The sequence below is a fragment of the Enterobacter chuandaensis genome, from assembly GCF_003594915.1.
Classification (GTDB): domain Bacteria; phylum Pseudomonadota; class Gammaproteobacteria; order Enterobacterales; family Enterobacteriaceae; genus Enterobacter; species Enterobacter chuandaensis.
Genome location: NZ_QZCS01000014.1, coordinates 72,506 through 85,324 on the forward strand (window position 1 = coordinate 72,506; position 12,819 = coordinate 85,324).

At 53.2% G+C, this 12,819-nt stretch carries 14 protein-coding genes and 1 pseudogene; 4 read left to right on the top strand and 11 right to left on the bottom strand.

Features of this window, described 5'->3' with window-relative positions; all coding sequences use genetic code 11:
- Positions 1 to 173: 173 nt before the first annotated feature.
- The 4 genes from D5066_RS18625 to vapB form a co-directional block, all read right to left on the bottom strand.
- On the bottom strand, positions 174 to 1,196 hold the full coding sequence (locus tag D5066_RS18625; RefSeq protein ID WP_119916851.1) for a DEAD/DEAH box helicase: 1,023 nt from the start codon (positions 1,194 to 1,196) through the stop codon (positions 174 to 176).
- A complete protein-coding gene (locus D5066_RS18630) occupies positions 1,181 to 2,743 on the bottom strand; it encodes an ATP-dependent nuclease (protein WP_119916852.1) in 1,563 nt (520 codons plus the stop codon). The genes D5066_RS18625 and D5066_RS18630 overlap by 16 nt, the downstream gene beginning before the upstream one ends.
- Positions 2,744 to 2,815: 72 nt before the next feature.
- Positions 2,816 to 3,232: a type II toxin-antitoxin system VapC family toxin gene (locus D5066_RS18635; protein ID WP_007374381.1), complete on the bottom strand. Its 417-nt coding sequence runs from the start codon at positions 3,230 to 3,232 to the stop codon at positions 2,816 to 2,818.
- Positions 3,229 to 3,459 carry a type II toxin-antitoxin system VapB family antitoxin gene (gene vapB, locus D5066_RS18640; protein WP_007853351.1) on the bottom strand — a complete coding sequence of 77 codons (231 nt, stop codon included), beginning with the start codon at positions 3,457 to 3,459 and terminating at the stop codon, positions 3,229 to 3,231. Before vapB ends, D5066_RS18635 begins: the two co-directional genes overlap by 4 nt.
- A 318-nt stretch (positions 3,460 to 3,777) precedes the next feature.
- Here vapB and D5066_RS18650 point away from each other — a divergent pair, with 318 nt between their 5' ends.
- Together D5066_RS18650 and D5066_RS23250 are read left to right on the top strand one after the other, a co-directional pair.
- On the top strand, positions 3,778 to 4,038 hold the full coding sequence (locus D5066_RS18650; protein WP_013087106.1) for a type II toxin-antitoxin system ParD family antitoxin: 261 nt from the start codon (positions 3,778 to 3,780) through the stop codon (positions 4,036 to 4,038).
- A pseudogene (locus D5066_RS23250) lies at positions 4,025 to 4,316 on the top strand (type II toxin-antitoxin system RelE/ParE family toxin). Before D5066_RS18650 ends, D5066_RS23250 begins: the two are co-directional and overlap by 14 nt.
- A gap of 321 nt (positions 4,317 to 4,637) precedes the next feature.
- On the opposite strand, the gene D5066_RS18660 reads toward D5066_RS23250, so the two are convergent.
- The 3 genes from D5066_RS18660 to D5066_RS18670 are packed head-to-tail and all read right to left on the bottom strand — an operon-like array spanning position 4,638 to position 6,380.
- A complete protein-coding gene (locus D5066_RS18660; RefSeq protein ID WP_119916854.1) occupies positions 4,638 to 4,946 on the bottom strand; it encodes a YciI family protein in 309 nt (102 codons plus the stop codon).
- A gap of 24 nt (positions 4,947 to 4,970) precedes the next feature.
- A complete protein-coding gene (locus D5066_RS18665; protein WP_119916855.1) occupies positions 4,971 to 5,582 on the bottom strand; it encodes an FMN-dependent NADH-azoreductase in 612 nt (203 codons plus the stop codon).
- 12 nt (positions 5,583 to 5,594) lie between these two features.
- On the bottom strand, positions 5,595 to 6,380 hold the full coding sequence (locus D5066_RS18670; RefSeq protein ID WP_119916856.1) for an alpha/beta fold hydrolase: 786 nt from the start codon (positions 6,378 to 6,380) through the stop codon (positions 5,595 to 5,597).
- A gap of 132 nt (positions 6,381 to 6,512) precedes the next feature.
- On the opposite strand from D5066_RS18670, the gene D5066_RS18675 reads away from it, so the two are divergent.
- A complete protein-coding gene (locus D5066_RS18675) occupies positions 6,513 to 7,520 on the top strand; it encodes a GlxA family transcriptional regulator (RefSeq protein ID WP_119916857.1) in 1,008 nt (335 codons plus the stop codon).
- Between the two features lie 170 nt (positions 7,521 to 7,690).
- On the opposite strand, the gene D5066_RS18680 is transcribed toward D5066_RS18675, so the two are convergent.
- The 4 genes from D5066_RS18680 to D5066_RS18695 are packed head-to-tail and all read right to left on the bottom strand — an operon-like array spanning position 7,691 to position 11,665.
- Positions 7,691 to 8,689: a transketolase family protein gene (locus D5066_RS18680; protein ID WP_119916858.1), complete on the bottom strand. Its 999-nt coding sequence runs from the start codon at positions 8,687 to 8,689 to the stop codon at positions 7,691 to 7,693.
- Positions 8,689 to 9,534: a transketolase gene (locus D5066_RS18685; protein ID WP_119916859.1), complete on the bottom strand. Its 846-nt coding sequence runs from the start codon at positions 9,532 to 9,534 to the stop codon at positions 8,689 to 8,691. The genes D5066_RS18680 and D5066_RS18685 overlap by 1 nt, the downstream gene beginning before the upstream one ends.
- A gap of 13 nt (positions 9,535 to 9,547) precedes the next feature.
- Positions 9,548 to 10,297 (bottom strand): SDR family NAD(P)-dependent oxidoreductase, encoded by a 750-nt coding sequence (locus D5066_RS18690; protein WP_119916860.1) that lies wholly within the window; start codon positions 10,295 to 10,297, stop codon positions 9,548 to 9,550.
- 36 nt (positions 10,298 to 10,333) lie between these two features.
- On the bottom strand, positions 10,334 to 11,665 hold the full coding sequence (locus tag D5066_RS18695) for an MFS transporter (RefSeq protein WP_119916861.1): 1,332 nt from the start codon (positions 11,663 to 11,665) through the stop codon (positions 10,334 to 10,336).
- A gap of 213 nt (positions 11,666 to 11,878) precedes the next feature.
- Between D5066_RS18695 and D5066_RS18700 the strand changes: the two genes are divergently transcribed.
- Positions 11,879 to 12,799, top strand: a complete 921-nt coding sequence (locus tag D5066_RS18700) for a LysR substrate-binding domain-containing protein (RefSeq protein WP_119916862.1) — start codon at positions 11,879 to 11,881, stop codon at positions 12,797 to 12,799.
- Positions 12,800 to 12,819: the final 20 nt, after the last annotated feature.

A 12,819-nucleotide genomic window follows, 5' to 3' on the forward strand; every position in this document is an offset into this window, starting at 1 on the left:
GATTAATTGAAAATCAACCAATCAACTAGATGGTAGATTACACGCAGAAACAGGCATTGTCTACTACATCCGGAGTGCTTATGAAATCCCTTCCGAATCTGAACGAAATACAGGTGTGTGCGGCCAAGAAGAGCTTGTTTTACTGGATATTGCGCAATGGAGGATCAACTGATTCAGACCCTGAATCGGCGCAGATGAGTTTCTGAGACAAAATAAATGTTGCCGCGCGCCCGTGAGCATGCCACGTACAGCCTGTTACGGGACGACGGCGGAAGGGCTGCCAGTTCCTGACGATTCAGAAGCTTCCAGTGTGTGGGTCCCATCACAATGCAGACATCCTGAAAGTGGTCGAGCCCTTTACTGACGCCCCAGTTCAGCGAGTAACAGCCGTAACGGTGATGTTCACGATAGAAGAGCTTAATCACCGTATTATCAGCGTGCAGGGTGGCAGCGCGCTCTGCATCTGCGATCGTTTCAATCAGGGTGGCATGTGTCCCATGGGCAGCGATACGGATGTTCAGCTGCCCGGTGATAAACTCGCACACTGAAGCCGAGCAACGCCATGTCCGGTTGAGCGTGTCCCGGTCAACCGTGAAACCGGCTGCATCGAAGCGGGCCTCATATCGCGTAATGTCATCGTGCAGCGTTGAATTAACGTTGCCGTCATGGCTTGTGTCAAAGGTATGCTGATAAAAATCGCCGCAACAGAGCACAGTGATTTCCGCGCGGCAGAGCTCCAGCAGAAAATTAAAGTCATGTCCGGCAAAGTCCTGGACTTCATCGACAAGCAGTTCATCGTAGTAACGGGCAAGCCGGGTACGGATATCCGGCAGCAGCCCCCGGGCTGTCAGCAGGTGTGCGAGCCGCCGGTGATACAGCCGTCCGGCGGGATCCTGATAATGCCGGGCATTCGTGCGCGGTATTCCGGGTGGGGGCTGGTCGAAGCTCAGGCCACGCGATGCCAGCTGCTCCTGCAGGAAAGGCCGGAAGCAAAAACCGTGCAGAAACTCAAACCAGGTCATCACCCTGATCCCGTCCGGGATAAAGCCAAAACGTCTGATAATCTGCGCCCGCAGATGCGCTTCATTATTCACTGTGAAGCTCAGGAGCAGCGTCCGCCGGTCCTCACTCAACCGTCGTATCAGCAGCGTGGTCTTGCCCGAGCCGGCAACCGCAAATATCACTCTCTTATCCATGCCAGTGCCCTCTGAATATAATCAGGTACTGTCAGCTCTTCGGCGTGCAGCTGTAACAGCCGGAATGCTGCTTCTGCCTTATTGGCCAGCATGTATTCCTGCACCGTGAGTGTCCGGCGGGTTCCGCGGAAAAGCGCATCACACAGACCAGCGTTATCCTGATACAGGCAGATTTCAAATGTGGATCGGGTGTTGTCGCGATCGGCAAATACCCGGGTGCGGGAACAAAGCACGTCAGCATAGCGTTCATCGCAATTTTGCTGGTAGTTGCCGTCATTATCACGAAGGGCCGCGACGCGATTTTCCAGAAGACGGGCCAGCTCAAGATAACGACGGAAACTCGTTCCGCCGATAGCGATGATGTGAACCCCGTCATCCTCCGGCGCCCTGCCATACAGGCGGCGATAAAAGGCCTCGATCAGAATAAACTCAGCATCCCCCTCCACGAGCAGCACACGTCTGGCCAGCGCAAATTCCAGCACGTTATTATCCGGTGCTTTCATAAAGAAGGCGGCAGTCTCAGCGGAAAGTTCATTCATCAGTACCGGCCGGGCAGGCCCGAGGAGGATTGCCTTACGCAGATCGAGGCGGGAGGAGATATGGCTGCTGTGTGTGGCAATAAACACCTGCGTCTGCCGTTCAGCGGCAAGCTGATTAACCAGCCTCTTCATACTGACATGGCTGAGATGATTCTCCGGCTCCTCAAGCAACAGTGCGTGGAGCTCTCCCTGCTGCTGATGCCGCTGCAGTGCAAACTCCGTTTTGATGAAGCACTGCCTTCCTTTTCCACGGTGACGAATGGAAATACCGTCCTCGGTAATGTCCAGATTCGCCTCAAGACCTGATTTGGCACCGGAACGCACGCCAAACTGATACGTTTCCAGCGTGTCGTTTATGGCGGACAGATGCCGGGTGCAGAAGTGCATTTTCTGTTGCCGGTAACTGTTTTCAAGCCGGTACCGATCGGCCACCGGCACATTGACGCTGTAAACCGTGCGCGTATATTCCTGTGCGGCGTGCTCGTTATCGATGCGTGCACTGTCTAACAGCAGATGGCGCAGATAGCGTCTGAAGCCGGCGAAATGACCGCCGGAGAAGGTGCTGAACCGCACGGAATAGTATTCATAGGGAAAATTATCGGGATCCTGCTGCAGGACATGGTGAATATCCTGAGCGTATTCCTCCGTCATGGGTGCAATGCGCATTCTGAGACCATCCGCATCGATACCCGCCAGATTTTGCCTGCCGTTCAGGTCAGGATCTCCCCCGTTACTCAGGAAAACGTCAGCTGTCAGCACGGGTAACCGATCGGCGCGGCGCTCACCTTCCTGAAACTGCCTGACGGCTGACTGGGACAGGAGCGATTCCACACCCAGTGCCTCGACCCGGTGCCGGCTGTCACTCAGCACAAGGTCAAGGGCCAGCAGAATCGTGCTTTTCCCGGACTCATTGTCCCCGACCAGAATGTTACGGTCATGAGTGAAGCGCAGGTCCAGTTCCGGAAACTTTTTAAAGTTTTGCAGCATAAGCCGCGTGATCAGAGGCATCTTTTATTCCTTTATATACCGCTGACTGAAAGAGTGTCCGGCAGCGCCAGACCGCCTGTTTTGTTTTCAGCGTTATCTTACCCAGTCTTCCAGCACAAGACCCGGCACCCGCTCAAATTCCCGCGTATTATTCGTCACCAGCACGGCGCCGGCGGCGATGGCGTGTCCGGCAATCGCCGTGTCGTTCGGGCCAATCGGCGTGCCGGCCATGCGCAGCGCCACCTTAATCTCCGTGGTGGCGTCCACCGCGGCGCGATCCCAGGGCAGGATGGCATCGAGGCGGGCGCAGAACGCGTCAACCAGCTGGACGTGACGCGGCGCGGCCTTCGGCCCGGTGGCGCCGAAGCGCATCTCGGCGTAGGTAATGGCCGAAACCACGATGCGGTGACCCCGCAGCACCGCCTGCTCCAGGCGCTTCAGCACGGCTTCCGGCTGCTCGCGCATGATGAACGAGCAGATGTTCGTGTCGAGCATATAGATTTTGTTCACAGGTTAACCCGTCCTTCGTCGCTGACAACGTCCTCGCGCTCCGCCATAAAGTCCGGGTCAGCTTTTTCGAGCTGCGCGAACGAGCCCCAGGTCGGCCGGACGGGACGCAGGATGATGCTGTCCCCTTCCCGGACGATCTCCAGCTCGCTCACCCCCTCAAAATCCAGATCGCGGGGCAGACGGATGGCGCGGTTGTTGCCGTTTTTAAAAATAGAGACTGTGCGCATGGTTTTTCCTCATATGCTGAGTGTGCCAGGGAGTATTCCCGCATAGGTGAAGTATATGCCTCCGGAACAGATCTGTATAGGTAAAGCATATGCAGATGGTGAGTATATGCGTATGCATTACCTATGCAGATGTCAGGCATATGGATATGCATGACCTATACGCTTTCTTCTCTTTTTCCGCTGAGATCCGAAAAAAGGTAAAGTCGGATCTCCAGACTACAGATGGGTTATTTTGGCTAACATGCCGGACATGGAAGCAGGGGAGTAAACTGATATAATGATGTAAGAACATATCTTACATAATGAAACGGAGGGGTTATGGCCCGTACAATGACGGTGGACGTGGGTGATGAGCTGCGTGAATTTATCGATTCCCTGGTTAAGGCCGGTGATTACCGAACCCAGAGCGAGGTTATGCGAGACGCGCTGCGGCTGCTGCGCGAGAAGCAGGCTGAATCACGCCTTCAGGAACTGCGCGATCTGCTGGCCGAAGGCATCAGCAGCGGCGAGGCGAAACCATGGAACAAGGATGCATTCCTGAATAATGTCAGGGCCAGGATGGCAAATGAAAGAGATTGAGCTGACACCAAAAGCAGAAGAAGATCTGGAGGCTATCTGGGACTACAGCTTCCGGCAGTTCGGGGTTGTTCAGGCGGATGCGTATATCGGCCGTATAGCAGCAGTGTTTGATGTGCTGGCCATGCATGACATCGGCACGCATCGCGCAGATGCTGGGAGAAGATATCTGCTCGCTGCCGGTGGAACAGCACATGATCTATTTTGTGCCATCACATTCGGTGGTTACGATCATTCGTATTCTCAGCCAGTCTCAGGATACGGTGCGGCATGAATCCTAGAGGTGATCGGCGCGCAATCAATTAATTTGTTATGTTTCAATAGCTTAATTCGTGTAATCTATCTTATGTTAAATGACCTGTTTGGGTAGATTATTTCATACGCCCAGATTCGCTGGCATCGATTTCCCGAAGTGAAAATGTTGATTCAGGCCCGGAACCGACGTAAAGACGCTGAAATACAAAATAGATATGGTCGTGAGTTTGTGAGCAGGCGATAAAATCTTGTTTCGGGACTTCGTAACGCCGTAGGTAATAATAATAGCCTCTGCCAGTTCAGGAATCAGCCCGGCAAGAGCTTTTCATTACCGGGCTGGTTTACAGTCAAATGACTGAGGCTGTGGGTGCAAGTTTTATGGGGAAATCAGGTGAAATCAGCGCGGGTTCGATACTCCTGAAATCAACCATGACTAATTCATTAATGACGAAAGGATCTTTATTAATATATTCAGCTACCACATCCTTTTTATCATGGTTAATAAGGATAAATCCGCCGGTGCTATCAATCAATGGCCCTGCCAGGACAACAAATTTTTGTTTAAAACCTGCCATCAGCCAGCTTTTGTGTTCTTCAAGATGGGCATTAAGCTCTTCTCTGGAACATAAGTAATTCAACGTTACCAGATGTAACATGTCAGTGTCCTCGGGTTGTCAGGGTTACAGAATTTCATTAATAGAAAGGCACGCCTTGGCAATTTCCTGCTGTTTTATCTCCTCGCCTCTGGATACCCCTTCAGCACGAATAAACACAACATCTGTAATACCCAGAAATCCAAAAAATGTCTGAAGATATTTTTCCTGAAAATCCATACCCGCCATGGGCGTTTTTTCATAAAAACCGCCACGTGCAGAGGCAATGATAATTTTCTTCCCGCCCGACAGTCCCTCCGGCCCGGTCGCTGTATAACGGAACGTTTTTCCTGGCTGTGCCAGCCTGTCCAGCCAGGATTTTAACTGAGTAGGAACGGAGAAATTGTACATAGGTGTCCCGATCACAACGACGTCGCTTTCGAGAAACTCTTTCAACAGTATTTCAGAAAGGAGGCGCTCATTGCCCTCTTCTTCTGTGGAATGTTCTTTCCCTGGCACCGGCCGGAAGCCGGCGGCAATGTTAGCGCTCAGATGATGGATCTCATCTTTAACCACATCACGATAAGTCACTTCTTCATAGTTCCCGGATTCCTTCAATTTACGCACCACCTCACCGGATAAGTGGCGGGTCACGGAAAACTCATCATTAAAACTTGAATCAATGTGCAGGATCTTCATCAGTTTTTACCTTTATCGGGATGTTTTATTCAGGTCACGGGCTGCTTTATCAATCATCTGAACAACGGCATCTGGTTGAGAAACCATGGACATATGGCTTGAGTTTAATGTGGTGACTGTCGCGTCCATCTGCATTGCAAATTCCCGCTGGACTGAGGGGTTAAGGGCATTATCATTTTCTGTGAGCAGATACCATGAAGGTTTGTAATGCCACGCGGCGCGTTTTACTTTTTCACTGAAAGCACCGGCTGCGACAGGCTGCTGAACGGCAGTAAGAATCTCCACCTTATCTGACGGGACATCGTTGGCCATCACATCATGAAAGGCTTGCGCGTTATCGAGCCAGATGAATCCCTCTTTATCCGGCGCCATCCCCTCCATGGGCGCTTTCAGACGAGCTAGTGCGTCAGCGACCGACTCACCGCTGTCAGGAGCCAGTGCAGAAAGGTATACCAGCCCCCGAACGTTAGCAGCATTACCCGCTTCGGTAATAACAGCGCCAGCCCAGGAATGTCCGACCAGCAATACATCACCCTGCTGACGGGCAAGTATGCGCTGAGTCGCCCTGACATCATCTCTGAGTGATGTAAGTGGGTTCTGTACGGCCGTGACATGATAGCCAAGCCTCTGAAGCCGTGTAATAACGTCATTCCAGGATGAACCATCCGCGAATGCGCCATGAACCAGAACGATATTTTTAATTTTGAGTTCCTCCGCATGCAGGCTGCTACTGAGTGTCATAAAAAGACAAAGGCCTGTAAGTGCTCTTCTCAACATCTCTCGGAATACTACGCCCATGATTAACTCACCCTGCCTGTAATAACATGTCTGAATTATTCCTATTCTAATTGGATCCCCTCCTGCTCTGGGAAGTGTCAATCCAGACAGGTATCATGCAAAATCTGACATTCTTACCCGAAGGACAATGAAATGCGTATTGCGCTCCTGGCGTTGCCCGGAAGTATGAAGTCATCGCTGGCAGGGATTTCGGATATGTTCTGGCTTGCAAATCAGATCATCACACAGAGCAGGTCCCACAGCGGCATCCAGCAAGAGAGGAAACCCTGCTTTTCTGTCAGCGTTATCACGGCCGATGGTAAGCCCGTCAGTGACGCTCAGGGACGGCATATCGAGAGTGACGGTGCTTTCACCGGGCTGCCAACATTTGACATGATTATCTCGGGGGGGATGCGACTTGATGAAGAAAAAAATCCACTCGCAAAAGAGGCCGTAAAAGAGGCTGCGGCATGGATACAGAACCAGTATCAACAGGGAGCGCGTATTGCCGGTGTCTGCGCCGGAGGCTTTGTTCTGGGGGAAGCTGGCTTACTGGATGGCAGAACATGCACCACAACATGGTGGCTTTTCCATACCCTCAAAGAACGCTACCCCTTAGCTAATCCGGTATGGGGGAAGTCGCTTGTCGAGCATGATAACGTCATGACATCAGGCGGCCCACTCTCCTGGGTCGATGTGGTACTGAAAGTCATCGGGCAGGAGGCCGGACCTGAGATCGCAAGGCAGACTGCAGATATAGCCGTTGCGGACAGCCAGCCCTTATCTCAGCATATTTATGCCCCTCAGGGCTTCCTCAATTCAGTTGATCCGATTTTGATGAAAGCAGAAAATCTGGTGCGTTATGTTAATCCCGCAATAACGGTTGAAGAACTGGCGGCAAGAATGAACATGTCCACCCGGACACTGCACCGAAAGATGGAAGGTCTATTGCGGGAAAGCCCAAAAACCTTTATCACCCGTGTGCGTATTGAGACAGCTCTGGTATTGCTCGAAAAACCTGATAAAAACCTGTCACAGATCGCCCATGAGATTGGTTACAGCGATGAAACGGCATTCAGAAGAGCCTTTAATAGCATAATGGGCATGTCTCCTGGCCGTTACCGGGAATGGATCAGGCATCGCCGGACAAACCATTCGTGACGGTGTATACCCGGAGGGCATACTGTGCCCGAATGATGTCGCGAACAGTATCCCTGCGGCGCCCCGTCGCGCTGGCATGTCGTCGCAGCAGGGAAGGATGCTATACGGGCGGGTTAACAACGTCGTTACTGAAATAATCAAGGGGCAAGTGGATATCCGCCCCTTAAAAATCAGAGCCTGCGCCGGATCTTCTCCACTAGGGCGGTGGTCGAAATCCCGTAGCGGTCGTGCAGAGTCGGCAGCGCGCCCGCATCAAGGAACACATCCGGCAGGGCGACGGTATCGAAATCTGCATTAATGCGGTTGCGTATCAACAGCGACGCAACAGCCTCACATAGCCCGCCCACGCTGCTGTGGTTTTCCGCCACAATCACCAGCCGTCCCGGCTTCGCCGCCTGGGCCAGTATTGTCTCTTCATCCAGCGGCTTAATCGTGGGCGAGTGCAGCACCGCCACGCTGACGTTATCCTTACGTAGCTGCTTCGCCGCCTCCAGGGCTCGCATGGTCATCAGGCCTGAGGCGATGATCAGGACGTCGCGCCCCTCTTCCAGCAGTGCGGCTTTACCAATCCTGAACTGGTAATTGTACTGGTCCAGCACAATCGGCACCTTACCGCGCAGTAGGCGCATATAAACCGGACCATCGTGCGTCGCCATCATCGGCACCGCCTGCTCGGTGTCTATCGCGTCACAGGGATCTATAATCGTCATGCCCGGAATACCGCGCATAATCGCAATATCTTCCGTCGCCTGGTGGCTCGGCCCGTAACCGGTGGTTAGTCCCGGCAGCGCCGCGCAGATCTTCACGTTCAGATGCTCTTCAGCAATCACCTGATGGATAAAGTCGTAGGCGCGGCGGGTGGCGAAGACGGCATAGGTTGTGGCGAAAGGAATAAAGCCCTCTTTCGCCATGCCGCCCGCGGCCCCCATTAACAGCTGTTCGGCCATGCCCATCTGGAAGAAGCGTTCCGGGTAGGCCCGGGCAAAAATGTGTAGATCGGTGTACTTCGACAGATCCGCCGTCATGCCGACGACCTCCGGTCGCTGTTCCGCCAGCTTCACCAGCGCGTGGCCAAACGGTGCGGCGCGCGTCTCCTGGCCTTCTTCTGCTATAGAGGCAATCATCGCCGACGTGGTTAAACGCGGTTTTTTCTCCGTGGTCTGGCTCATTACAGCACTCCTTCAGGTTTGTTGGCATCCAGCACGGCGAGTGCCTTTTGCCACTCGTCAGCATCCACGCGAATAAAATGATTCTTGTCACGCTTTTCGAGGAACGGCACGCCCTTGCCCATCAGCGTGTCGCACAAAATGACGCGAGGCTGGTTTTCCGGATAGCGTTTAGCATTATCAAACGCCGTCACCAGCGCCGTAACATCGTTGCCGTTTACACGCTGCACGTACCAGCCGAAGGAGGTCCATTTATCCTCCAGCGGCTCAAAGCCGAGGATCGCATGCGAGTTGCCGTCCGCCTGCTGACGATTAATGTCCACCAGAACGATCAGGTTCGAAAGGCCATGGTGTGCCGCCGACATCGCCGCTTCCCAGGTTGAGCCTTCATCCAGCTCGCCGTCCGACATAGAGTTAACGACCCAGGCAGGGTTCTGCTTGTGCTTCAGGCCCAGCGCCATACCAACACCAATGCTTAAGCCCTGTCCCAGTGAACCGCCGGAGATCTCCATACCCGGCGTATAGGTTGCCATGCCGGACATCGGCAGGCGACTGTTGTCCGCGCCGTAGGTCTCCAGCTCCTCTTCAGGAACGATTCCGGCTTCAATCAGGGCCGCATAACAGGCAATGGCGTAATGGCCGTGAGAGAGCAGAAAACGGTCACGGTCTTCCCACTCCGGCTCGCCCGGCTTGAGATTCATCCCGTGTGCAAACGCGGTGGCCAGCACGTCGGCATAGCCCAGCGCCTGCCCGATGTAGCCCTGCCCCTGCACTTCCCCCATACGCAGCGCGTAGCGGCGAATGCGCCAGGCCGCGGCGGCAACCCGTTGAACTGTGTTATCCGTCATCGTCGTTGTCTCCTTAATGGATTAGCATCCCGCCGTTCACGTCGAGCGTGATGCCGGTGGAGTAAGAAGAGAGGTCGCTGCCGAGGAACAGCGCGGCGCGGGCAATATCCTGCGCGTCCCCGAGGCGGTTAAGCGGAATGCCCGCCAGAATGGACGTTTTCATCTCATCGCTCAGCTTGCCTGCGGTGATGTCCGTCTGGATAAGACCCGGTGTGATGCAGTTTACGCGCACATTGTCTGGCCCCAGCTCACGCGCCATGGCTTTTGCCAGCCCCAGCACACCCGCTTTTGCAGCGCTGTAGTGTGGGCCGCCGAAGATGCCGCCGCCGCGCTGGGCCGATACCGATGAAATGCAGACGATGCTTCCCGACTTTTGCGCGCGCATAGTGGGAATAACCGCCTGGGACATTAGCAGCGTGCCGCGCAGGCTGACGTCAAGCACCGCATCGTAATTCTCACGTTTAATATCCATCAGCCTGATCGGCTGAGTAATGCCGGCGTTATTCACCAGAATATCGATGCGCCCGTATTTCCCCAGTACCTGCTCAATGGCGGCATTAACCTGTAATTCATTGCTGACGTTCGCCGCGAGGCCCAGATGTTCGTCGCCCAGGTTCGCGGCGGCGGCCCGGCTGGCTTCAGCGTTTAAATCAATAATCACCACTTTCGCACCCTGTTCGGCATATAATTTCGCCGTAGCGAAACCCAAACCGCGTACGGAAGCCGCGCCTGTAATAACGGCGACTCTATTTTTCAGTAACATATATTTACTCCATTAGGACAAGAGAGGTTCAATAATTTATTTCGGCTCTTCCAGAAGCATAATCATAATTAAGCCAATGGCTGCGCAAATACCGAAATAAATAAACACGGAATTAAAACTACCTGTTTTATCCAGCAGATAACCTGCCAGCATAGGGGAAACAAATCCGCCGAGATTACCGCCGCTATTGATGATGGACGCGGCAATGGGATAGGTTTTACTGTCCGCAACAGCCATGCCATAAGCTGTAAAAGCGGGCCAGCCAATATTCAGACAGAGGCCGACAAAAAATAGCCCGACGCAAACTGCCACGGTGCTTTGCGGAATATTCAGCATAATGACCATCATTAAAACGGTGCTGATGGCGGTAAACATCATGGTCGGTTTACGTCGGCGGCCGAGTAGTTTGTCGGAGACGTAGCCGCCAAAAATCGCACCGATCAATCCGCCGATACACGGCATGCTGGCGACCAGCCCCATGCTCATAAACGTAAAGCCTTTCTCTTTCACCAGATAGAGCGGGATCCACGTCAACAGTCCGTACAGCACGCTGACCATCATAAAATAGGCCAGGCAGTCGCCGAGAATATTCTTCGAGGTAAACAGCCCTTTCACCGTGCTTATAGGGGCTAACTCACGCACGCGGATCAGCCGATCAAAGCGTGCAAAGCCCGGTGAAATCAAGATGTTTTCACGTCTTGCGTCCGGCGTCTTCTGACCGGCGGTAATGGTCTCCAGCTCCGCTTTTGAGACGAATGCGCTCTCGGACGGTTTAGTGCGCACCAGTAAATACCACAGGACGGCAATAACCAATCCTGGTATCGCAAAGGAGAAGAAGACCCAGCGCCAGCCCCAGGTCATGGCGATCCACACGGCCAGCGGCGGCACGAGGATGGGTGCGAACATGGTAGCGGCGATGTAAACGCCCGTGGCCGTGGCCTTCTCCTTAGGCGGAAACCAGTTATTGATGGTGGAGGCCAGCCCGACCGGGCACGGCCCCTCGGTTAACCCCAGCCCCAGGCGGATACACTTCAGGCCCAGAACCGAAGTTGCGGTGCCCATCAACCAAGTAAAGGCAGAGAAGCCGAATATCGACAGCGCTACCATGCCGCGAATCCCCTTTTTGGCGATAAAAAAGCCCGCAGGAATTTGGCTCAGGGCGTATCCCAAAAAGAACATGCTGGCGATGGCTCCGGCTTCAAAATTATTGATATGAAATTCATCAATGATAAACGGGAGTACGGCACCAATATTTGTTCGGTCAGCATAGTTAATGGCATAAACAATAAAAATCATTGCCAGCACAACGAAACGGTAACTACTTTTTTTAGTACTTATGTAGGGGACAGCCTGTTCTATACGAGACATAACTTACCTCATTATTCGAACACTGTGAGTCGTTTATTATTGCGTTCCACATCAATATATCGGCTCACTCATCGAACACCATTCAATAAAACTCATTTATTGATGAGATAAATTTGATTCGCGATGCAGTTCAAAAAATAACATTGGGTTAAAATTGCCGGCAAGTAGTCACAATGTTATGTTTTTTATCATTAAACCGGTAAGGAGTAGGCTATGCCCGCGCAGGATCGCCAGACGTTATCACTGCCTTCGCTCAGAAATCTGCAGTCTTTCATTGCCGTCGCTAACGCATTGAGCATCCATCAAGCCGCTGAACAGCTCAATGTCACGCCCTCAGCGGTGAGCCATCAGATCGCCTCACTGGAATCGTGGATGGGCAAGAAATTGTTCATCCGCAGCGGCAAAGGCGTTCAGCTAACGCCGACGGGAGAAAAGTATCTGCGGGAAGTTTCTGCGGCAATGAGCGCCATCGGCCGTGCCACCGATCAGATCGTCAAAGAGAAAGATAACGCCGTGCTTCGTGTGCACTCCTCGCCTACCTTCGGCTTGTCATGGCTGTTGCGCCGTCTGGGCAGGTTCCGCGCTGAATATCCCGATATCACTATCATCCTCACCTGCTCCTATGAGAACCTGCAGTTCGCCAGAGACAATATTGATATTGATATCCGCCACGGCATCCCGGACTGGGATGCTTACCGGGTGATGACCATCAAAAACGACACACAGGTAGTGCTGGCCTCAGCGGAGTATGCTGAAAAACATCCCATCGCCACTCCCGGCGATTTGCTGCAGCAGTCGCTCATTTCGTCAACCAGCACTCTGGTGAACTGGGAAAAATGGTTCGCCTGGCACAATATAGACAGGCCGTGGCTCAACTTCAGCCTCAGCTTTGACCGCTCTTATATGAGCTTTGAAGCGGCGCGCATGGGGCTGGGATTTATTCTGGAGAGCAAAATGATGGCCACAGACCACCTGAATGATGGTTCACTGGTGCAGGTTCTTCCTGATGAGATGGGGATCGCCATTAACGCGCACCATCTGGTGATGCCGCATATGAATGAACGCGCATGGAAGATACAGCAGTTCGTCGAGTGGATGGACAGAGAGCTGAGGTTGTTGGGGTATCATCTGTAACGCCCTCTAACGACTGTGGT